This is a genomic window from Pseudomonas sp. HMSC063H08, assembly GCF_001813645.1.
Taxonomy (GTDB): Bacteria; Pseudomonadota; Gammaproteobacteria; order Pseudomonadales; family Pseudomonadaceae; genus Pseudomonas; species Pseudomonas aeruginosa.
On the sequence record NZ_KV813346.1, the window covers coordinates 21,533 to 44,292 of the forward strand.

11 protein-coding genes are annotated in these 22,760 nt (G+C 68.6%); all 11 read left to right on the top strand.

What is annotated here, in order from left to right; translation table 11 throughout:
- The first annotated feature begins 24 nt into the window (after positions 1-24).
- The 11 genes from HMPREF2924_RS03570 (at position 25) to HMPREF2924_RS03620 (ending at position 22,760) form a co-directional block, all read left to right on the top strand.
- Positions 25-12,558: a filamentous hemagglutinin family protein gene (locus HMPREF2924_RS03570; protein WP_004364190.1), complete on the top strand. Its 12,534-nt coding sequence runs from the start codon at positions 25-27 to the stop codon at positions 12,556-12,558.
- Between the two features lie 391 nt (positions 12,559-12,949).
- Positions 12,950-13,552: a transposase gene (locus HMPREF2924_RS36870; RefSeq protein WP_003085362.1), complete on the top strand. Its 603-nt coding sequence runs from the start codon at positions 12,950-12,952 to the stop codon at positions 13,550-13,552.
- A 164-nt stretch (positions 13,553-13,716) separates the two neighbouring features.
- A complete protein-coding gene (locus tag HMPREF2924_RS03580) occupies positions 13,717-15,351 on the top strand; it encodes a ShlB/FhaC/HecB family hemolysin secretion/activation protein (RefSeq protein ID WP_015503474.1) in 1,635 nt (544 codons plus the stop codon).
- A 23-nt stretch (positions 15,352-15,374) separates the two neighbouring features.
- Complete coding sequence (locus HMPREF2924_RS03585; RefSeq protein WP_003134444.1) at positions 15,375-17,222, top strand: DUF2341 domain-containing protein; 1,848 nt, start codon at positions 15,375-15,377, stop codon at positions 17,220-17,222.
- A gap of 10 nt (positions 17,223-17,232) precedes the next feature.
- Positions 17,233-17,652, top strand: coding sequence for an ExbD/TolR family protein (locus tag HMPREF2924_RS03590; protein WP_003085366.1), 420 nt, complete (start codon positions 17,233-17,235; stop codon positions 17,650-17,652).
- Between the two features lie 8 nt (positions 17,653-17,660).
- Positions 17,661-18,407 carry an energy transducer TonB family protein gene (locus HMPREF2924_RS03595; RefSeq protein WP_003098450.1) on the top strand — a complete coding sequence of 249 codons (747 nt, stop codon included), beginning with the start codon at positions 17,661-17,663 and terminating at the stop codon, positions 18,405-18,407.
- Positions 18,408-18,474: 67 nt separating this feature from the next.
- A complete protein-coding gene (locus HMPREF2924_RS03600) occupies positions 18,475-20,181 on the top strand; it encodes a putative porin (RefSeq protein WP_003110840.1) in 1,707 nt (568 codons plus the stop codon).
- Between the two features lie 34 nt (positions 20,182-20,215).
- Positions 20,216-20,878 (top strand): hypothetical protein, encoded by a 663-nt coding sequence (locus HMPREF2924_RS03605; protein ID WP_003085372.1) that lies wholly within the window; start codon positions 20,216-20,218, stop codon positions 20,876-20,878.
- A 28-nt stretch (positions 20,879-20,906) separates the two neighbouring features.
- Positions 20,907-21,386 carry a YbjN domain-containing protein gene (locus tag HMPREF2924_RS03610; protein WP_003098446.1) on the top strand — a complete coding sequence of 160 codons (480 nt, stop codon included), beginning with the start codon at positions 20,907-20,909 and terminating at the stop codon, positions 21,384-21,386.
- A gap of 4 nt (positions 21,387-21,390) precedes the next feature.
- A complete protein-coding gene (locus HMPREF2924_RS03615) occupies positions 21,391-22,335 on the top strand; it encodes a peptidylprolyl isomerase (RefSeq protein ID WP_003134441.1) in 945 nt (314 codons plus the stop codon).
- Positions 22,335-22,760 (top strand): hypothetical protein, encoded by a 426-nt coding sequence (locus HMPREF2924_RS03620; protein WP_003134439.1) that lies wholly within the window; start codon positions 22,335-22,337, stop codon positions 22,758-22,760. Before HMPREF2924_RS03615 ends, HMPREF2924_RS03620 begins: the two co-directional genes overlap by 1 nt.

Here is a 22,760-nt window from a genome sequence, read left to right on the forward strand (position 1 = left end):
AACACGCCCAAGGAATCTCGCGTCATGCCGTCTCGTCCGTTCGTGCCGTCGTCCCCCGTCACCGTTTCGCTCGATGGCGGCTTGCCGCGGCTGAAACCGCTGGCACAGATCATCGCCTTGCTCATGGTTGCAGGTGGCGCCCAGGCTTCCCAGCCGTTCAGCGCCGCCTGGTTCGCCGCCAAGGGCGCCCAGCAGAGCGCCGGGGCGGCGCGTCCGGGCGCGCAGTTGCCGGGCATGACGCCACCGCCGCTGGCCCAGCAGCAGAAGGTCAACCAGCAGTTGCAGCGTTCGCTGCAAAACCTCAACAACACCGTGGCGGCCATCGCCGCGCAGCAGGCCGCCCAGGCGGCGGGACGCCAGGCTGCGCTGGCGGCGCCGACGGACATCCCGGACGGCCTGGGCGAGGGCGGCCTGAAAGTGGACGCTTCCCTGCCTTTCGAGCAGGCCTGGCAGAACGCCAAGGCGCCAGTGCAGTCGCAGGCCGACGGGCGTACCACGGTGACGGTAGAGCAGACCGCGGATCGGGCGATCCTCAACTGGGAAACCTTCAACATCGGCCGGCAGACCACCCTGCAGTTCGACCAGCAGAGCAACTGGGCGGTGCTCAACCGGGTCAACGACCCGAGCGCCCGGCCGAGCCAGATCCAGGGCCAGATCAAGGCCGACGGCACGGTGATGGTGGCCAACCGCAACGGTGTGGTGTTCAGCGGCAGCAGCCAGGTCAACGTACGCAACCTGGTGGCTGCCGCCGCCAGCATCAGCGACAGCCAGTTCCGCGAACGCGGCCTGTATTTCGACGCCAACGGCAGCCAGCCGAGCTTCACCGACGCCGCCGGCGCGGTGCGGGTGGAGCAGGGCGCCTTGCTGCAGACCGCCAATCCGGCCAGCTCCACCGCGGCGGGCGGCTACGTGCTGTTGCTCGGCAGCGAGGTGGAGAACGCCGGGCAGATCGTCACGCCCAAGGGCCAGACCACCCTGGCGGCGGGCGACAGCTTCTACATTCGCCGTGGCGTCGGCACCGATGGCAACCTGCGCTCCACCACCCGCGGCAATGAAGTGGCCACCTCCCTGGCCGCTGACAGCGCCGCCGGCCGGGTGGTCAACCAGGGGCTGATCCAGGCCGCCACCGGCGACATCACCCTGACCGGGCGCCAGGTCCGCCAGGAGGGCGTCGCCCTGTCCAGTAGCTCAACCGACGTGCGCGGCACCATCCACCTGCTCAACTCGGCCAGCGACGCCAGGGGCAGCGTGGTCCTGGGCGAGGGCAGCACCACCGCGGTGCTGGTCGACGCCAGCGGCGCCGGCGCCCTCGACAGCCAGCGCGATGCCGCCCAGCAGGCGCTGGATGGCACCACGCCGACCAACAACGTGATCGGTCGTTTCGACAACCTCAGCCGGGTCGCCGATCGCAGCGAGCAGTCGCGGGTCGAGATCATCAGCGGCGGTAGCGTGGATTTCCAGGGCGGCTCGCTGACCCTGGCCAGCGGCGGCCAGGTGGCGGTCAGCGCGGCGGGCCGGAGCCTGCTGCGCGACGGCGCGCAGGTGGACGTCGCCGGCGCCGTCGGGGTGAAGGTGGCGATGGAAAGCAACAACATCCAGATCAATGTCCAGGGCAACGAGCAGCGCGACGCGCCGGTCAACCGCGACGGCGGCGGACTGGCCAGCAATGATGTCTGGGTCGATGCCCGCGAACTGGTCCTGGTTCCGGCCGGCACCAACGGCTACGCCACCGATCGCTGGTATACCGCCGGCGGCCTGCTGGAACTGGGTGGCTACCTTGGCACGCGCAACCATTCGGCCGGCGAGTGGATGGCCCAGGGCGGCACCCTGACCTTCACCGGCGGCGAACTGGTGAGCCAGCCCGGCTCGACGGTCAACCTCTCCGGCGGGACCCTCGATGTGCAGGGCGGCCTGATCCGGCAGACCTGGCTCAAGGGCAGCGACGGACGTCTCTACGAAATCTCCCGCGCCCCCGGCGACCTGCTCTACGAGGGCATCTACCGCGGCTATGAGGACAGCAGCCCGCGCTGGGGGCAGACGCGCTATTTCTACAATCCGCTGATCGCCCCGCAAAGCCGTTACGAGAGCGGCTACATGGTCGGCCGCGATGCTGGCCGCCTGGTGGTCGGCACCGCTTCGGCGGTGCTCGAGGGCGACCTGCTCGGCAAGGTATTCCAGGGCGAGCGCCAGGTGCGCGCGCCGCAGCCGGGGGCGGATGGCTACCAGCAGGCGCAGAACGCAGTGGCGCGCGGCGCCGAGCTGATCGTGGGCAGCTATACCCCGCGCTACGAAAGTGCCAGCGGCAACGTGCTGTACAACCTTGCGCCGACCCTGCAGCAGGTGCGCCTGGCCGATGGCGGCGAGCCGCTGGCGGCGAACCTGGACCTGGATACCGCGCTGGCCGAGGAACAGCGGGGCGTCCTCCTGCTCGACAGCGAACGGCTGTCGGGTTTCGAGTTGGGGGCGCTGCGCGTGGCCGCCCGTGAGCGGATCGCGGTGGACAATGCCCTGCAGGTCGGCGATGGCGGCGAGATCGTCCTGTACGCGCCCGAGGTCGAGGTGAACGCCGACCTCACGGCGCGCGCCGGCAGTTTGCGCCTGGGCAACGTGCTGGAGCAGGTGGAGGTGGCCCGTGGCGAGCGGATCGATACCTATCTCACCCCCGCCGCCGGCCAACGTGCCGCCCTGACCCTGGGCGATGGCGTGACGCTGGATGCGCGTGGCCTCTGGAGCAACCAGATGCAGGGCGGCGTGGATGCCGACCGAGCTTATCTCGACGGCGGGCGGATTTCCCTGCGTAGCAGCGGCGACCTGTCGCTGGGCGATGGCAGCCGGATCGACGTGTCGTCCGGGGCCGCGCTGCTCGCCGATGGCAAACAGGTGGGCGGCAAGGGCGGCGACCTGACGCTGTCGGCCAACACCGGCTCGGCGGCAGGTGACGGCCGCCTGCAACTGGGCGGTGAACTGGCCGGCCATGGCGTCGCCGGCGCCGGCACCCTGAGCGTCCAGGCGCCGCGGGTGAGCATTGGCGCGGCGGCGCAGGACGGCACCCTGGCGTTGGCCGCCGGGTTCTTCGACAAGGGCTTCGCCAGTTATCAGGTGATCGGCGAGCAGGGACTGGAAGTGGCGGAAGGCGCACAGGTGAAGGTGCTGCGTCCGCTGTACCGTTTCCGCGACGACGCCATCAGCGTCGCCAGCGGCGCCGACCCGCTGCTCGCGCTGGAGCCTTGGCTGACGCCGCTATACGAGGAGCGGCCGGCCGACGGCGAACTGCGCCAGCGTCCCGGCGCCAGCCTGTTCCTGCAGGCCGGCAGCCGCCAGAGTGGTGCCGGGCAGGTGGCCGACAGCGTCCTCGACATCGGTCATGGCAGCCTGCTGGAGGTCGATCCCGGCCAGCGCATCGAGCTGCGCAGCGTCGGCCAGTTGAACGTCGATGGTCGCCTGAACGCCTGGGGCGGCTCGATCGAACTGGGCAGCGTGGCGTTGCCCGATCCGGTGCGCGACCAGGTCGAGAGCGTCGGCCACCAGCGCGCCATCCGCGTTGGCGAGGAGGGTGTGCTCGATGTCGCCGCACGCGCTGCGACCGCGCTGGACTTCCAGGGGCGGCGCTACGGCCAGGTGGTCGATGGTGGCAGCATCGTCATCGGCGGCACGGTCGAACATGCCAGCGGCAAGGCCGATGCCGCCGAACTGTTCATCGACCTGCGCCCGGGAAGCCTGCTGGATGCCTCCGGCACCCAGGCGCTTCTGGACGTGCCCGGAGTCGGCCAGACCCGGGTCAGCAGCGCCGGCGGCAGTATCTCCCTGGCGTCGGCCAATGGCTTGTACCTGGATGGCGACCTGCGCGCCTTCGCCGGCGGGGAAGGTGCCGCCGCCGGCAGCCTGACGCTGGCGCTGGCCACGCCGAACTACCTGACCAGCCTGGCGACCGACCAGGTGCTGCGCCCGCGCGAGCTGATCGTCGGCCAGCAGCGCGAAGCCGCCGGGGAAGGGCGAGACTATGCCTACGGCCATGGCCGCCTGGCGGCGAGCCAGGTACAGGATGGCGGGTTCGGTGACCTGACCCTGTTCAGCGACGGCCTGCTGAGTTTCGCCGGCGATCTGGAGCTGTCCCTGGCGCAACGTTTGCGCCTCTACAGCGGGGCATTGGGGCTTGGCGAAGGCGCCGCCGGCGATAGCCGGGTCAGGTTGTCGGCACCGTCCCTGCTGTTGGCGGGAGCATTCGTCAACGAAGCGGCGGAGAACAACGAAACCCAGCCGCTGTCGACCGGCCTGTTCGAGGTTTCCAGGCAACCTAGCGAGGCGCTCTTCGAAGCCAGCGCGCAGGTGCTGGATATCCGCGACAGCCTGGTCTTCGGCTCGCGTGGCAGTTTCCGCGACGCCAGTGGCGGGACGCAGACGATTGACCGGCGTGGCTTCGACCGGGTCGAGCTGTCCAGCACGGGCGACATGCGTTTGCTGGCGGGGAACGCGACGCCCGTAGAGCGCATCAACACCCAGGTGCTCAGTGGCGGCGATCTGCTCATCCGCGCTGCGCAGCTCTATCCGGGCACCGGGGCGGGCGCGCGGATTCTCGCCGGCTACGGCTACCAGGCCGATGGCGCCGCTGCGGCGTTCGACCCGGCGCGCAGCTTGCGTATCGAGCGCAGCGACGCGACGACGCCAGAGCAGCCCCTGGCGGTCTTCGGTCGCTTGTCGCTGGGGGCGGCGAGCGTCGTTCAGGGCGGCGTCGTGCGCGCTCCGTTGGGCTATCTGGAAATCGGCCAGAACGCCGACAAGGTCGAGTTGTTGTCTGGCAGCCTGACCTCGGTCAGCGGCGCCGGCCTGACCTTGCCCTACGGCGGCACGGTAGACGGCCAGGTCTGGCGCTATGCCGGGGAGGAAATCGCCCTGACCGGCGTCGGCGGTAGCTTCAACGAGAGGGGGATAATGGATACCGGGGTCGACCTGGGTGGCCGCTCCGTACGGGTGGTGTCCGGAGCGACGCTGGATCTTTCCGGCGGCGGCGAACTGCTCGGCGCCGGTTTCGTTTCCGGCCGCGGTGGCTCCACCGATGCGCGCTACAACCCGCTGGTGCGTTTCGACGAGGAGGGCCGCTTCGACCTGCCGGGATTGGCCGACAATCCGATCTACGCCATTGTGCCCGGGGTTCAGCGCATCGCGCCGGTGGCCGCCGAAGGCGGCGCCGTCGACCCGCTGGTCGGCCAGCAGATCAGCATCGGTAGCGGCGTGCCCGGCCTGTCGGCGGGAACCTACACCCTGTTGCCGTCGACCTACGCCCTGCTGCCCGGCGCGTACCGGGTCGAACTCAACGGCCAGGCCGGGCTGGGACGGGCAGCGCCCACCCAGCTCATGCGCAGCGGCTCCTGGTCGCTGGCCGGGCAGTTGTCCCTCGTCGGCACCGGGGTGCGCGACGAACTGTTCCGCCAGGTGCTGCTGACCCCGGCGGATGTGCTGCGGCGCCATTCGCAGTACAACGAAACGAGTTACAGCGACTTCGCCATGGCCGATGCTGCTCGCCGTGGCATCCCGCGGCCGATGCTGCCGGTGGATGCGCGCAGCCTGCGCCTTGACCTGCTCGCCGGTGGCGGTGCCGATGCGCTGGCGTTCGACGGCACCGGGCTGTTCCAGGCCGCCAGAGGCGGCTATGGCGGTAGTCTGGTGGTATTGGGCAACAACCAGCGGATCGAGATCGTCGGCGCCGGCGCGCAGGCCAGCGAGGGGTTCCAGGGCGTGACGCTGCGGGCCGACGATCTCAACGCCTTCGGTGCGGCGCGCATGGTGATCGGCTCGACGCCAGCAGTGCTCTACGGGCAAGGCGGCAATTACGTCACCTTCGACATCACCGATGGCGCGCAAAGCATCGTCCTGCGCAATGGCGCCGAACTGGCCGCACCCGAGGTGTTCCTCCTGGCGAATCGGCCGGGGGAGGCGATCAGCCTTGAACAAGGTGCCGCCATTGTCACCCTAGGGCGGGGGGCTGCTGCCTACGATGCACGGGATGGCTTCCTGTATGCGTCGGGAGGGCGTTCCATGCTCGCCCTGTCGAACGGCGTGCTGAACGTCTTGCCACCGGAAGCCGGAACGCCGGACAGTGGTCCCGGCGACATCCTGCTTGGCGTTCCCGCTGCCGATGGTGTGGCCGGCGAAACCCGGCTGTATTCCGAGGGCAGTCTGGTCGCGGCCACCGACAAGCGCTTCGTGCTCGACGGCAGCGTGCGTTACGGCACCCGCAACCTGACCCTGGCGGCGGGCGGCTTCAATGTCGGCGAGCAGGCGCTGCTGGCCGAACTGGCCGAGCGCGGTGTGCTGCCGACCGGGTTGGCGCTCGACCAGCAAGTGCTCGACCGCCTGCTGCAGGGTGATGCGTCGGAGGGCGCGCCGCCCCTGGAGACGCTGGTGCTGAACGCCCGCGACGCGTTCAACTTCTACGGCGACGTCAGCCTCGATTCCTACGATCCGAGCAGCGGTCGCTCCCGCTTGTCGCGCCTGGTGCTGGGCACCCCGGCGATCTATGGCTACGGCGACAGCGACAGCGTCGCCTCGATCCGCACCTCCAACCTGATCTGGAACGGCGCGCAGACGCCGGCCGCCGGGGTCATCACCGGCGGCGCCGGCAGTGGCCAGGGCACGCTGGACATCCGCAGCGAACGCCTGGAGTTCGGCTACGGTCCCTTCAGCCAGCCCAGCGCCATCGACAGTTACCAGCGCCTGGCGCTGGGCTTCGCCACGGTCAACCTGGCGGCCAGCGAGCGGATCACCGCCAACCACAAGGGTAGCCTCGCGGTCTACCAGAGCCAGGGCGAGTATCGGGCTGGTAGCGGCTACGCATACAGCGGCGGCGATCTCAACCTGATCACACCCTTGCTCACCGGCGAGGCCGGCTCGCGCAACAGCCTGCTGGCGGGTGGTGCGTTGCGGGTCAGCGCGGGGGGCGGCGGCGCGGCATCCACCCCGGTCGAACTGGCCAACGGCGCACTGGGCGCCGAACTGGCCCTGGAGGGCGCCAGCCTCCTGCTGGACACCCGCGTCGGCCTGCCCAGCGGCAAGTTGAGCCTGACCGCGCAGGAGGACCTGGAACTGGGCGCCGGCGCCCAGCTCGACCTAGCCGGGCGCGCGCTGCGTTTCGACGACGTGATCCGCTACAGCTGGGGTGGCGAAGTCAACCTGCTGAGCCACGGCGGCAATATCCGCCAGGCCGGCGCTTCGCGCATCGACCTGTCGGCGAGCAACAACCAGGCCGGTAGCCTGACGGCGGTGGCGCTGGACAGCGCGGCCGGCGTGGTCGACCTACAAGGGCAGATCCTGGCGGCGAGCAGCGGCGAATACGACGCTGGCGGCACCCTGGTGCCATACGCCGCGGGCAGCGTCGAGATCCGTGCCCAGCGGCTGGGCGAGGACGGTACGCCAGACAGCCGGTTCGCCGCTCTCAACCAGCGCCTGAATGCCGGTCAGGTGTTCGGTGCGCGCAGTTTCCAGATCAAGCAGGGCGACCTGAACATCGGCAACGACGTCAGGGCCTCGACGATCGAGGTGTCGCTGGATGGTGGCCATCTGAGCGTGAACGGCGTGCTTGACGCCAGCGGCGAGCAGGTCGGCAGTATCCGCCTGGCCGCCAAGCAGGGCCTGAGCATCGGTGGCGAGGCGCTGCTCGATGCCCATGGGCGGCGGCTGCGGGTGGACAGCTACGGCAAGATCATCGATTCGCCGAACCGCGCGCTGATCGAGCTGAACGCCGGAGACGGGCTGCTCAGCCTCGGCGCCGGTGCCCGTATCGACCTGCGCCACGGCACCGAGGCGGCAGCGGGAAGCGCGCCCGGGCAGAACGACGGCGTCGCCCGCGGCACCCTCGACCTGTACGCGCCGCGTCTGGGCGGGGCGACGGCGGGCGATATCGCCATCGACGCCGGGGGGCCGCTGCAGATCCTCGGTGCCCGCGCCATCACCCTCAGCGCCGTGCAGCGCTACGACGACGCGCCGGTCGCCGCGCTGCCGGCGAGCAACGGCCGGCCGTACCAGGAGATCACCCAGGCCTACCTGGATGGCAAGCACCAGCAGAGCGAACTGTTCATGCAGGCGGCGTTGGCCAATAGCGCCCTGCTCGACGGCAAGCTGGCCGGTTTGAACAATGCCGCCTACGCGGAAGCTTTCCACCTGCGCCCCGGGCTGGAGATCGTCAGCGCCACGGCCGATGGCGATCTGGTGGTGCAAGGCGACCTGGACCTGTCGGGCCATCGCTACGCCAGCCTCAACCCGCGGACGGCGAAAACCTCGGTATACGGCTCCGGCGAGGCCGGTTCGCTGGCGATCCGCGCCGGCGGCGACCTGAACATCTACGGCAGCGTCACCGACGGTTTCGCCCCGCCGCCGGAAACCGACGACGATCAGGGCTGGTTGCTGCTAGCCGGCCAGGATCACCTGGGCGGCGATCGGGTGGTGCCGACGGCTGGCGTGCGGCTGGACGACGACAGCTTCTTCCCGGCCGGCAAGACGCTCAACTTCGAACTGCCGATCAAGGCCATGACCCTGGCCGCCGGTACCCGGCTGCCGGTCGAGGCGGTGCTCAGCCAGCCGCTGCAACTGCCGGCGGGGACGGTGCTCGAGGGGGCGTTGCTGGATGCCGCCGGCAACCTGCTCCGGCCGGCCGGCAGTCTGCTCGGCGAGGCTCTGGACCTGCCCGCCGGCACCCGCCTCGGCGCCGGCAGCCGTCTGCCGCTGGCGACGCCCGTGACGGGGATGACCTGGCCGGGCGGCGTGCCGCTGCCCGGCCGCGCCACGCTGGCCAGCGGCGAAGTCGACGGCGTGCGCCTGGCCGGTGGACTGGCCTTGCGCGCCGGGGCCTTTTTGCCGGCCGGCAGCGATATCCGCCTGCCCGATGGCGCCGCGTCGGTGGACGTACGCCCGGCCGGTGCGGTTTCGCACAATTGGGCCATCGCGCCGATGCTGGCGGCCGGCTCGCAGTCCTGGAGCGTGCGCCTGGTGGCTGGCGCCGATCTGCAGGCGGCCGATCCGCGGCTGACCGATCCGCGTTCCAGCGGGCAGATGCGCCTCGCCGATACGCACTACGGCATGCGGCGCATACCGGCGGCGGGTGGTGGGCTGGTATGGACCCAGGAAGGGGTGGATAACTGGGGCGATCCTAGCCTCAAGCCCGGTGATCCACTGGACCCGGAGGCTTTGGGCTACCCGACCATCTGCGACGATTTCCCGACCTGGTGCGCCGCGAGTTCGGGCGGCATGGTGTGGACCGAGGAAGGGGTGGCAGGATGGGGCGACCCCGGCATCAAGCCGGGCGACCCACTGGACCCGGAGGCCTTGGGCTACCCGACCATCTGTGACGATTTCCCGACCTGGTGCGCTGCGTCCAGCGACGACTATGCGCTGGAAGCCGAACCCTACGCTTCGCGCTTCAGCGTGCTGCGCACCGGCACTGGCGATCTCGACCTGTTCGCCGCCGGCAACCTGCGTATGGATTCGCCATTCGGAGTCTACACCGCCGGTACCGCGAGCGCGGTCGATTCCAGCTACAACCTGGCGCGTGCCAGGGACGGCGGCAGCGTTCTGCGCGATCCGGCGCTGGGCGGTTACGAGCAATGGGTGGACGGCGGCGAACAGAGCCTCTACAGCGCTTGGTACCCGACCCTGGGCGGCAACCTGACGCTGGCGGTCGGTGGCGATCTGCGCGGCGATGTGCTGGGTCGGTTGTCCGGCGCCGTACCCAACGCCGGCTACGACTCGGCGGCCGTCGGCAACTGGCTCTGGCGCCAGGGCAGCGGTTCGACCGCCGGTACGGCCGACCGCACCGCCTGGTGGATCAATTTCGGCACCTATGCGCGCCAGCCGGGCGGCGATGGAGCGGCTGCCGCCACGCAGCAGGTGGGCTTCACCGGCATCGGCACCCTGGGCGGTGGCGATCTGAGCCTGAAGGTAGCGGGCGATGCGGGCGTCATCGAGGCGCGCACGTCCAGCGTTCCGCAGGAAACGTCGCAGCGCAGCCAGGGGCTGGTGCTGGCGGTGGGCGGTAGCGGCCGGGTAGGCGCCGATGGCCAACTGACCCTGAGCGGCGGCGGAGACATGGACGTACGTATCGGCGGTGCGCTCAACCCGTTGACGCCCTTCGATCAGGGCAGTTCACTGTACGGCGCGATGGTCAACCTGCGCGGCAATGCTCAGGTCCGGGCGACGAGCCTGGGTGGTATCGATCTGATCTATGGTCGTCTGGATAGCGATCAGGTTCCGGGCGAACGGCGCGCCTACGATCCCTTCGTCTCGACCCTCGGCCTGGCCAACGGCGGGCCGACGCTGGTGCCGGGCGACGCCACCTTCAGCCTGAACAGCCTGGGTGACCTGGTGCTGCAAGGGGTGGTCGATCCCGGGCGGACGCCGTTGATGAACGGCACCCCCTATACCAGCGCCAGCGGTGTCGAGGGTTACGGCCTGAGCGGTTTCTCGTTGTGGACCGAACGCACGGCGATCGACCTGACATCGGCGGGAGGCAACCTGACCCCGGTTTCCCAAGGCAGGACGGAACAGGACACCGATTCCGCGCTGGTCTATCCGGCGAAGCTGTCGGCCGTGGCGCTGACCGGCAGCCTCTATTATGGCAACGCGACACTCCGCGAAAACGCTCGCAGCGACAGGACCGCGCTGGTCCTGGCGCCGTCGAGTCAGGGCCGTCTCGACCTGCTGGCCGGCGACTCCATCTACGCCGGCGGCTACAGCATCAGCCGTTCCGGCGCCAGCACCGGCAGCCTGGCCACGCCGCTGAATCCGAGCTACCAGGGCTATACCGGGATCACGCGGCAGGTCGACAACCTGTCCAGCGACGGCAGCCGCGCCGACACGAACCACTTCCCGTTGTTCGCCTTCGGCGCCAACAGCGTCTCCGGCGAATGGGGGGCGGCGCTGGAACCGTCGCGCTTCTACGCCCTTGCGGGTGATCTGGTCGGTGTCGACAGTGGCCGGCTGCTGCGCTACACCGGGACCAGCGATGTGCGTTTCGGCCAGTTGCGTTACGAGGGGCATGGTGCGGTGCGCATGATCGCCGGCCGTGACATCGTCAGCAGCGGCACCAGGTTGGGCTCCGAGCGGACCGCGAGCGACAACATGGGGGTCTACGCCAGCAGCGGCAATCTGTTCGTCAATACCTCGGCTACCGACGTGTCGCTGGTGCAGGCGGGGCGCGACATCCTCTACGGCAACTTCAACGTCGCGGGACCGGGCAGCCTGGAGATCAGCGCCGGACGCAACCTGCTGATGAACGACGAGGTGGCGGTCACCAGCCTGGGGGCGGTCGCCGCGGGCGACACGCGCTCCGGCGCCAGCATCGTCCTGCAGGCGGGCGCCAGCCAGGCGGACTACTCCGGCTTCCTCCGGCGTTACCTGGAGCTCGACAACCTGGCGCAGGCAGGAACGCCCCTGGCGGAACAGCCCGGCAAGGTGGTACGGACCTACGAAAACGAATTGATCGAATGGTTGAGCGGGCGTTATGGCTTCAGCGGCGACGCCCAGCAGGCGCGGGAGTTCCTCGCCGGCCTCTCGGCGGAGCAGCAGCGGATCTTCGCCCGCGAGGTGTACTTCGCCGAGCTCAAGGCCGGCGGCCGCGAGTACAACGAGGTCGGCGGAGTGCGCCAGGGCAGCTACCTGCGCGGGCGCAACGCGATCGCCGCGCTGTTCCCCGACCGCGATCCGGCGGGCAATCCGATCAGCTACGAAGGCGATATCGTCATGTACGGCGGTGCCGGCGTGCATACCAACTTCGGTGGCGACATCCAGTTGCTCACCCCGGGTGGGCAGCAGGTATTCGGTATCGAAGGTGAGGCGCCGCCGTCCACCGCCGGTGTGGTGACCCAGGGCGTTGGCAATATCCGTTCCTACGCCCTTAGCAGCATCCTGCTCGGCCAGAGCCGGGTGATGACCACCTTCGGTGGCGATATCCAGATCTGGTCGGCCGAGGGCGACATCAACGCCGGGCGCGGCAGCAAGACCACCGTGGTGTACACCCCGCCGCGGCGCATCTACGACGCCTGGGGCAACGTCAGCCTGTCGCCGCAGGTGCCCAGCACCGGCGCCGGTATCGCCACCCTCAACCCGATTCCCGAAGTGGCGCCGGGCGACATCGACCTGATCGCCCCGCTCGGCACCATCGATGCCGGCGAGGCGGGCATCCGGGTCTCCGGCAACGTCAACGTGGCGGCGCTGCAGGTGGTCAACGCGGCGAACATCCAGACCCAGGGCCAGTCCAGCGGCATTCCGCTGGTGGCTTCGGTGAATACCGGTGCGTTGACCTCCGCCAGCGCCGCGGCGAGTTCCGCGACCCAGGCGGCGGAGGACGTCAGTCGCCAGCAGCAGGCCGCCGCGCGGCAGCGCATGCCGTCGGTGATCACGGTGCAGGTGCTCGGGTTCGGCAACGAGCGCCTGGAGCCTTCGCGCGACGGCGCCAGTCGTTCGCCGGGCTACAACCCGGACAGCGCCGTGCAGGTGCTCGGCGCCGGAGCCCTCGGCGAACAGGCGCGCAGCCAATTGACCGATGAAGAGCGCGGCAACCTGATCCTGTAAGGCACCGCCGCGGAGGCACGATACCCGCCAGGCCCTCCCCACGGAGGGCCTTTTTTTCGGCGAACTTCCGAGGTGCTGGTCGATTCTCGGGTGAATGCCCGTTCGTCCCCGCCGGCGGCGCGCGAACGGCCGGTCGCATGAAGTTTTCATGACAAAAGTTCGGTGGTGCGGCGGGGTTGCCGTCAAACAGGTGTGAATGAGGAAAACGGAATTCAGTGGTGAAAGGCAGGGACGGGAACGAAAGGAATCGGCCATTTCCCGGTTGCGCTGACCGGTTGCTGGAAATGAGCGTGTCGTTCGAGCAAGACGCGTTCCGCTCTGAAACAAGAGAACAGTATCCGCTAACGGCCGTGGTCACACCGGTGAATACGGCGAAGGACGGTGAGTATTGATGGAAAGTTACTCGAAAGTCGGTATGCAGGAACTTGACCAGCGCCTATCGAAGATCGTCGAAGCCGCACGCAAGAAACCGGTATCGGTTTATCGATATGGGGCGCCATGGGTCTGGATAGTGTCCCAGGAAGATTGGCAGGGTGCGCTCAAGGAAGTGTCCAGCTATATACCGCCGGGACATTCCCTGGCGTTGCTGAAACCGCAAATAGAAAGTCTCCTTGGCGAAGAGGCGAAAGTCCTCTCGGCGCTCGCCCGCGAACATGGCATGCAGTTGGCCCCGGAGCCGCTGATCCATGCGCTGCTGCTGCAACTGCTGTACGCGATTCCCAGCGAGCAGCAGTTGTACGAGCAATTGAACTACAACCTGCTGTATCGCTGGTTCGTCGGCCTGGAAATGAAGCAGAAGATCTGGAGTTTTCCGGTTTTCGTCGGCGATATAACCGTCCTGCTGAACAGCGCGGAGGCGGTAAGGATAATAGGCAGGATTATCGGGGAAGTGATTTCCGGGGATCTCATGCAGATGCCGGAATTCTCCCTGAACTTCGCCTTGTTGCATACATGGCAAGCGCGCCATGGCGGAGCGCGACGGCTGAATATCTAGCGCGAAAGTGAAAATAGAGAAGAACGAAATTTCATAAGGGCGGGGCGCTGTTTTTAACAGGTTGTTCATGCGTCATCGCTAGTTTGTTGTCTTTCATAGAACTGTTCGATGAACGGACTTGTTGCATTAGAACAATAAGTCCCGATGGAACTTCGGGGGACCGTGTGAAGCGTTCGCTGTTCAATTGTGCGCACCCGTTTCGCCAGCGCTGGTCGATCGGTTGCCTGGCTGTCGCATTGTCGTGCGCTTCGCTGGCCGACGAGGCCCCTCCCGCCGCGGCGGGAGCCGAGCCCCAGCGTCTGGTGGACATCAACGAGTACGTGGTACGCGGCAACACCGTGCTGGACAACCGCGCCATCGAGGCGGCGGTGTATCCCTTCCTTGGACCGCAGCGCAGCCTGGGCGACATCGAGGGGGCGCGCGATGCGCTGCAGGCCGCCTACCAGGAGAAGGGCTACCAGTCGGTCTACGTCGAGCTGCCGGAGCAGCAGGTGAGCGGCGGGGTGGTCTACCTGCAGGTCACCGAGACCACTGTCGGTCGCGTCCGGGTGGTTGGTGCCAAGCACTATTCGCCGGTGGAGTTGCGCGAGGAAGTGCCGGCCCTGGAGGAGGGCAAGGTACCCGACTTCGCCCAGGTCCAGCGCGAGCTGGCGCAGGTCAACCGCACCCCCGGCCGCCAGGTGCTGCCGATGGTGCGCGAGGGCCAGCGGCCCGGCACCATGGACGTCGACCTGCAGGTGGAAGACAAGAATCCCTGGCACGCCAGCATCGGCCTGAACAACGACTACAGCGCCGACACCCGTCACTTGCGCTCGGTGGTTTCGCTGGGCTACGACAACCTCTGGCAACTCGGCCACGCCATCTCGCTGACCTATTTCACCGCGCCGCAGGACCAGGACAACGCCAAGGTCTGGTCCGGCTCCTACACCGCGCCGCTGAGCCAGCGCTGGAGCGTGCAGCTGTCCGGCTACCAGTCCGACAGCGACGTGGCCACGGTGGGCAGCATGAATGTGGTCGGCCAGGGCCATTCCTATGGCGTCGCGGCGATCTACAGCCTGCCGGTCACCGGCCTCTGGTCGCACTCGTTCTCCTTCGGCGTCGACTTCAAGGACTTCGAGGAACAGACCCGGATCGGCGGCAACAACGACAGGGTGCCGATCAAGTACGCCCCGCTGACCCTCAGCTACAACGGCTTCCGCTACACCGAACGTTCCCAGTTGGCCCTCGGCCTGAGCCTGGTGGCCGGTACCGGCAGTCTCCTCGGCTACGGCGACGACGACGAGGAATTCGACCGCAAGCGTTATCGCGCCAAGTCCGGCTTCGGTGTGCTCAAGGGCGATCTCAACCACACCCTGACCTTCGGCGGCGACTGGCAGGTGGCGACCAAGGCGGCCTTCCAGCTCGCCTCCGGGCCGCTGATCTCCAACGAACAGTTCGCTGCCGGCGGTGCCACCAGCGTGCGTGGCTACCTGGCGGCGGAGAACACCGCCGACGACGGCTACCTGCTCTCCCAGGAATGGCGTACGCCGTCCCTCGGACGCTTCCTCGGCAAGCGCGCCGGCAGCTATGTCAACGACTGGCGCTTCTACGTGTTCGCCGAGGGCGCGCAACTGCGCCTGCAGGATGCGCTGCCCGAGCAGGACGACGACTTCAGCCTGGCCAGCGTCGGCATCGGCACCCGCGCGCAACTCGCCGACTGGCTGTCCGGCAGCCTCGACTGGGCCTTCCCGCTGCTGGAAGGGACGAACACCGACAAACACGACTCGCGCCTGCATTTCAGCGTGCAGGCGAGCTTCTGACGCTGACCCCGGAGTAACCCCACATGTATCGCTTATTGCTGACATCGCTGATCTGCCTGGGCCTGCTGGCCCCGGCCAGCGCCAGTGCCTGGTGGCAGGACGACTGGCAGTACCGCAAGCAGGTCTCGGTCGATACCACCCCGCAAGGCGCGGCGATCAACGACAGTCTCGGTCGCCTGCCGCTGCTGGTGCGCCTGCATACCGGCAACTTCACCTTCGACGGGGTCAACGAGAACGGCTCGGACATCCGCTTCGTCGCCGCCGACGACAAGACCGTGCTGCGCCACCAGGTCGAGAGCTTCGACCCGCTGATGGGCATGGCCCTGATCTGGGTCGACGTGCCGCGGGTGGAGGGTGGCCAGCGCCAGGACATCTGGATGTACTACGGCAACGCCAAGGCGCCGGAGAGCGGCAACGGCCAGTCGGTGTTCGACCCGGACTACACCCTGGTCTATCACTTCGACGGTGCGCCGGGCACTCCGCCGCGGGACTCCACCGCCTACGCCAACAATGCGCAGACCGCCGCCGGCAGTCCGGTGGAGGGCGTCATCGGTCGCTCCGCGCAACTGCTGGGCCAGCCGCTGCTGCTGCCGGCCAGCCCATCGCTGGCGGTGAGCGCCGGTGGCACCTTCAGCTTCAGCGGCTGGGTGCGTCCCGACCAACTGGCCGGCGAACAGGTCCTGCTGTCGCGCCGCGAAGGTGGCAACGCCCTGTTGGTCGGCCTGGCCCAGGGCGCGCCCTTCGTCGAGCTGAACGGTCAGCGCGCTGCCGCCAGCCAGGCCCTGGCGCAGGGGCAATGGCAGCACCTGGCGCTGGTCGCCGACGGTACCCGGCTGGCGCTGTATCTCGGCGGTCGCGAAGTCGCCAGCCTGGCGGCGGCGCTGCCGGCGTTCAGCGGCGCGATCGCCATCGGCGCGGAAGGCCAGGCCGCGCCTGCGGCCGCCACCGAGGCGGCAAGCGGGGAAGGTGAGGCGAGCGCCGCGGCGCCGACCCTGCAACCCTTCCAGGGCGCCATCGACGAGTTGCGCCTGTCGAAGATCGCCCGCCCGGCGGCGCTGCTCCTCGCCGACGCCACCGCCCAGGGCGCCGAGTCGCGCCTGGTGGCCTACGGGGTCGACGAGAAGCAGTCCGGCTTCGGCTTCGGCAAGCTCGGCTTCCTGCTCAACGCAGTGCCGCTGGATGCCTGGGTGATCATCGCGATCCTGGCGCTGATGATGGTCCAGTCGTGGGTCATCATGTACCGCAAGAACCAGAACGTCGGCCGCGTCAGTCGCGCCAACGGGCTGTTCCGCGAGCGCTTCGCCGAGGTCGGCACGCGCCTGGAACTGCTCGCCGACGACCGCGAGCTGGCTGCCCGCCTGCAACACTCCTCGCTGTGGCGCCTGTACCAGGTGGCGGTGAAGGAGATCCGCACCCGCCGCGAGCAGGGCGCCGACACCTCTTCCGTCTCCGCGGCCACCATCGAGGCGATCCGCGCCTCCATGGACGGCGTGCGCACCAAGGAGAACCAGCAGCTCGGCTCGCGCCTGTCGAGCCTGTCCAACGCCATCGCCGGCGGCCCCTACATCGGCCTGCTCGGCACCGTGCTGGGGATCATGGTGGTGTTCCTCGGCACCGCCATGGCCGGCGACGTCAACATCAATGCCATCGCCCCGGGCATGGCCGCCGCCCTGCTGGCCACGGCCATGGGCCTGTTCGTCGCGATCCCCGCGTTGTTCGGCTACAACCGCCTGGTCACGCGGAACAAGGAAGTCAGCGCGGACATGCGGGTGTTCGTCGACGAGTTCGTCACCCGCCTCGCCGAGGTGCATGGCGAAAGCCAGCTCAGCGAAGTGGCCCATCGTCGCAACGGCCAGCCGTTGCCGGCCTGAGGAGAACGCCATGGCTTCCGTGAACAGCAGCCACGACGATGACGACGACGGCGCCGTCGACAGCATCAACATCACCCCGCTGGTGGACGTGCTGATGGTGGTGCTGGTGATGTTCATCCTCACCGCCACCGCCCAGGTCGCCGGGATCCAGATCAACCTGCCGAAGGCCAGTGCCACCGTGGCGCTGTCGCAGCCCAAGACCAAGGCGATCTCGGTGAACGACGCCGGCCAGGTGTTCCTCGACGCCTACCCGGTGACCCTGCCCGAGCTCGAGGACCGCCTGCGTACGGAGAAGGCCCTCAACCCCGACTTCCCGGTAGTGGTCCGCGGCGACGCCACGGTGCAGTACCAGAAGGTCATCGAGGTCCTCGACCTGCTGCGCCGCCTGGAGCTGTCCCAGGTCGGCCTGGTCACCGGCAAACCGACCTGAGGCCCGGGATGAACATGTCCGCCGATCCCAAGCACACCCCCGAGCCGAAAAATGCCGCGCCGCTGTCCATCGACGGCCGCCCGGCGAACCCGACCCTGCGCTACCTCAAGTGGGGCCTCGGCGCGCTGCTGCTCGCCGGCCTCGCCTGGCTGGTCTGGGAGTGGGCCAACGACATGAGCGGCGTGCGCCGCGAGGCGCCCAAGGTGCCGGCGATCATCCCGCTGCCGCCACCGCCTCCGCCGCCGCCGGAAAAACCGCCGGAACCGGAGCAGCCGGTGGAAGAGGAAAAGATCGTCGAGCCGGAACCGCAACCCGAACTGGAGGAGGTCAAGCCGCAGGAGGAAGCGCCGCCGTCGCCGGCCGACGACCTGGCCGACCCGATGCAGATGGATGGCGACGCCCAGTCCGGCTCCGACGCTTTCAACATCGGCGCCGGCAAGGGCGGCGGGATGGCCGGTTCCGGCGGCGGTCGCGCCGGCAACGCCAGCTATAGCCAGTACCTGGCCTACGCCTTCCAGCGCCTGCTGCGGGACAACCCGGAGCTGCGCAACCTGGCGTTCCGCCTGCAGGCGGAGATCTGGCTGAGTTCCTCGGGGGATATCACCCGGGCCGAACTGACCCGCTCCAGCGGCGACCCCGAGACCGACCAGAAGGTGCTGGCCGCGCTGCGCGCCGCCGGCCGCCTGGAAGAACGCCCGCCGGCTTCGCTGACCCTGCCGGTGCGCATCGCCCTGCAGGGCAAGCGGCCGGGATGAGAAGACGCCAACCCAGAACGATTTCCGGCAGGCGACTGCCTTGAAGGACCTTAGGAGCCGTACACAGATGAACGCGAAAGTGAACCGACTGGCGCTGGGGATGGGCGTCATGCTCGCCGCGCTGGCCGGCCAGGCGCAGGCCCAGCCGCCGGCGCCCTCGGAGAACGCCACGATCAACCTGATCCGCCTGCTGGTACAGCAGGGCGTGTTGAAGAAGGAACAGGCCGATGCGCTGGTCAGGCAGGCCGAGGCCGAGGCGTTGCAGGCCCAGCAGGCGCGCCAGGCCGTGGCGCCCGCGGCGGCCGTCGCCGCGGTCCCCGGGGAGGTCCGCGTACCCTATATCCCGCAGGTGGTGCGCGACCAGATCCGCGACGAAGTGAAGGCCGAGGTAATGACCCAGGCCAAGGCGGAGAACTGGGCGCAGCCCAACGCCTTCCCGGACTGGGCCTCGCGCATCAGTTTCGACGGCGACGTGCGCCTGCGCTACGAGTCGCGCTCCTTCGGCAACGGCAACAGCAACCAGATCACCGACTTCGCCGAACTCAACGACGACGGTCCGTACGACGTCAACCCGAATACCAGCTCGGGCCTGCCGCCGCTGCTCAACACCCGCGAGGACCGCGACAGCCTGCTGCGCCTGCGCGCGCGCTTCGGCCTCAAGGCGGCGCTGTCGGAAAGCTGGAGCGCCGGCATCCGCATCGGCACCGGTTCGGACAACAACCCGGTGTCGACCACCCAGACCCTCGGCGGCGGCTTCGGCAAGAAGGACCTCTGGCTCGACCAGGGCTACCTGACCTGGAAGCCCAGCGAGCGCCTGAGCCTGACCGGCGGGCGGATCGCCAATCCGTTCCTGTCCACCGACCTGTTGTATTCCAACGACCTCAACTTCGACGGCGTGGCGGCGATCTTCAACCAGCCGCTGAGCCGCGATGTCTCGCTGTTCGGCACGGTCGGCGCGTTCCCCGTGGAGTACAGCTCGGACACCGCCTCGTCGAACGGTTTCGACAAGGAAGACAGCGACAACAAGTGGATGTACGGCGCGCAATTGGGCGCCACCTGGAAGATCAACCCGCAGCACAGCCTTACCGGCGCGCTGGCCTACTACCGCTTCGACGATATCGAAGGGCGGCGTTCCAGCCCCTGCCGGCCCTGGGCCGGAGATCCGGAGTGCGACACCGACGGCAGCCGTCCGACCTTCATGCAGAAGGGCAACACGGTGTTCCTCCTGCGCGACATCGTGCCCAACCCGGCCGACCCGGCGAACACGCCGAACCCGCAGTACGTCGGCCTGGCCTCGGAGTTCAACCTGCTCGACCTGAACCTCGGCTGGGATGCCGAGCTGCCCAACGACTTCAAGCTGCGGGTGGCCGGCAACTACGTGCACAACCTGGGCTACGACGAGGGCGACATGCGCAAGCGCGCCGGCGGTGTGGCGCAGATCGCCAACAACCTCGGCTCCGATGGCGACATCAAGAGCGGGGCGAACGCCTGGATGCTCCAGTTCACCCTGGGCAACGCCCTGGACATGCGCGACGCCGGCGACTGGCAGGTCTTCGCCGCCTACAAGTACATCCAGCCGGATGCCCTGCCGGACGGTTTCAACGATTCCACCTTCCACCTTGGCGGGACCAACGCCAAGGGCTACATCCTCGGCGCCAGCTATGGCTTCGACAAGCGCGTCTACGGTACCGCGCGCTGGCTCAGCTCCGACGAGGTCTACGGCGCACCGTTCTCCATCGACGTCCTGCAACTCGAGGTCAACACGCGCTTCTGAGCGCTCCTCGAGGCAGACCATGAAGAGGCAGACCATGAACACGCGACCTTTCTCATTACCGATCTGGGCCCAGGCGCTGCTCGCCGGGGCCGCCTTCGCCGCCTACGCCAGCCAGGCGGCCTACGCCGACAGCCTGGAGGAACGCCTGCGCGCCCAGTTGCGCAGCACCACCCAGCAACTCCAGGCGCTGCAGACCGAACAGGCCCAGGCCACCGCGGCGAAAGCCGCGCTGGAAAGCCAGCGCGATGCGGCGCTGGCCCAGGTCAAGCAACTGAGCGCCGAGCTGGCCCGGGCCAAGGGCCAGGCCGAGCAGCTCTCGGCCCAGCAACAGGGCTTGCACGACCGGGCGCGGCAGATGGTCGAGGCGAGCAACGAGCAACTGGGCAAGTACAAGCAGGCCTACGACGAGTTGCTGGTCATGGCGCGAGCCAAGGAGGCCGAGCGGCAGAAGCTCGACCTGGCGTTCCGCGAGCACGACCAGCAGTTGCAGCAGTGCACCGCGAAGAACCGGGAAATGTATGGCGTGGCCAAGGAGATCCTCGGCGCCTACGAGAACGTCAGCGTCGCCGAGGTGATGAAGATCCGCCAACCGTTCGCCAGCGGTGCGCGGGTGAAATTCGAAGAGATGGCGCAGAAGCTCGGCGACGACCTCTACAAGACCCAGGTCGAGAACCGCCAGGCGGCGCTCGCCCAGTGAAATCCGATAGCAAACCAGGAACCCGGACATGAACGACATCACCCTGATCGAACACCTTTCCGTCGACAGCCTGACCGAGGCCTTGCAGGAGGCCGGCTACCGGGTCAACCGCAGCGAGCAGAACGGCGTCGTGCAACTGCTCAGCGCCAGCCAGGGAATCGGCTACGCGGTGCGCTTCGGCAATCCGGCAGCGACGCCGGCGAGCTACCTCGACTTCACCTTCAGCTGCGCCCTGCGCGTGCAGGGCGAGTTGCCCGCCGGGCTGACCGAGCGCTGGAATCTCAGCCGGCGCTTCGGCCGCCTGTCGCAGCAGGGCGAGTTCCTGGTGATGGAAATGGACGTGATCGTCGCCGGCGGCGTCAGCCCGGCCAACCTGCGTAGCCATATCGAACTGTGGGATCGCCTGCTGCAGGAGTTCATCGCCTACCTGCGCGACTACAGCCGCCTGGCCGCGGAGCAACAGGGCATGGCGCAGGATGCCGGTCAACCCGTCGATGGCGAGGCCTGAGCCGATGCGGCCGGCATTTCGTTGCGGTGTCCTGGCGTTCGCGCTTGCCGTTCTCGCCGGCTGTGGCCAGCGCGAGGACGGCGGCGCGGGCCAGGCCCAGGCCGCGCTTGCCAAGCCATCTGCCAGCGCCGCCGCGGAGCCCGCGGTGGCCCGCCTCGGCGCCTTGCAGGTGGCGCCGGACGAACTGAAGGTGCTGCTGGCCGAGGTGCCGGCGGAAACCCGCGTGCAGTTGAGCGAGAACCGCGACGCGCTGGAGCGCTGGATGCGTGCGCGACTGGCCGAGAAGGCGCTCTACGAGCAGGCCAGCGCCCAGGACTGGCAACAGCGTCCGCAGGTGAAGACGCTGATCGATGCGGCGGCGCGGCAGATCGTCCTGCGTACCTACCTGGAGTCGGTGAGCACGGTGCCCGAGGACTACCCCAGCGATGCCGAACTGCAGGCCGCCTACCAGGCGAACAAGGCGCAACTGGCTGTACCGGCGCTGTACCGGGTCAGCCAGATCTTCATCGCCGCCTCTGCGGCCGGCGGGCTTGCCGAAGCGCGCAAGCGCGCCCAGGAACTCTACCGGCAGGCCGCGGACGGCGACTTCGCCGAACTGGCGCGCAAGCATTCCGACGACCCGCAGACCGCCCGCAACGGCGGCGACATCGGTGGGTTGCTGGCGCAGGCGCAACTGCTGCCGGCGATCCGTCCGGCGCTGGAACGGCTGAAGGTCGGCGCGGTGTCCGAGCCGATCCAGGGCGCCAACGGTTTCCACCTGGTCAAGCTGACCGAGCGTCGCGACGCTCGCCTCGCCACCCTCGACGAGGTCCGTGGTCGCCTGCGCGAAAGCCTGCGCGCGCAACGCCAGGAGCAGATCGCCAAGGCCTACCTGGATGGCCTGGTGAACAACGCTACCCTGAGCATCGACGGCGCGTTGCTCGGCAAGACCCTGGCGGAACTGCACTGATGGGCGGCACGCCGGAGGCCAGGCATGGGCCGCGCGCGAGCCGCTGGCGGCACCTGCGCAGTTGGCTGTTCGGCGAGCCCGAACGGTTCCGCGACGAACGCCAGCGGCTCTGGGTCGCCTACGCCGCATGGCTCGGCGAACAGGTCCAGCAGCGCCTGGGCGAAGATGCCGAAACCGCGCCGCGGCTGCTGGCCTTCCTGGAGTCGCGGCGTGCGGCGGGGCAGTTGCCGAATACCGACATCGACCTGCGGGTCTGGCTCGACGAACGCGGCTGGATCGTCCGTCTCGCTTGCCTGCGCAGCGACGCCGAGCCGATCGAGAATGAACTGCGGCGCGCGCTGATGGACCGTTCGTTGCGCCTGCCGCCGCCGGAACACATGCCGCAGCCGATCGAACTGCGGATTCGCCTCATGCCTGGACGCTAG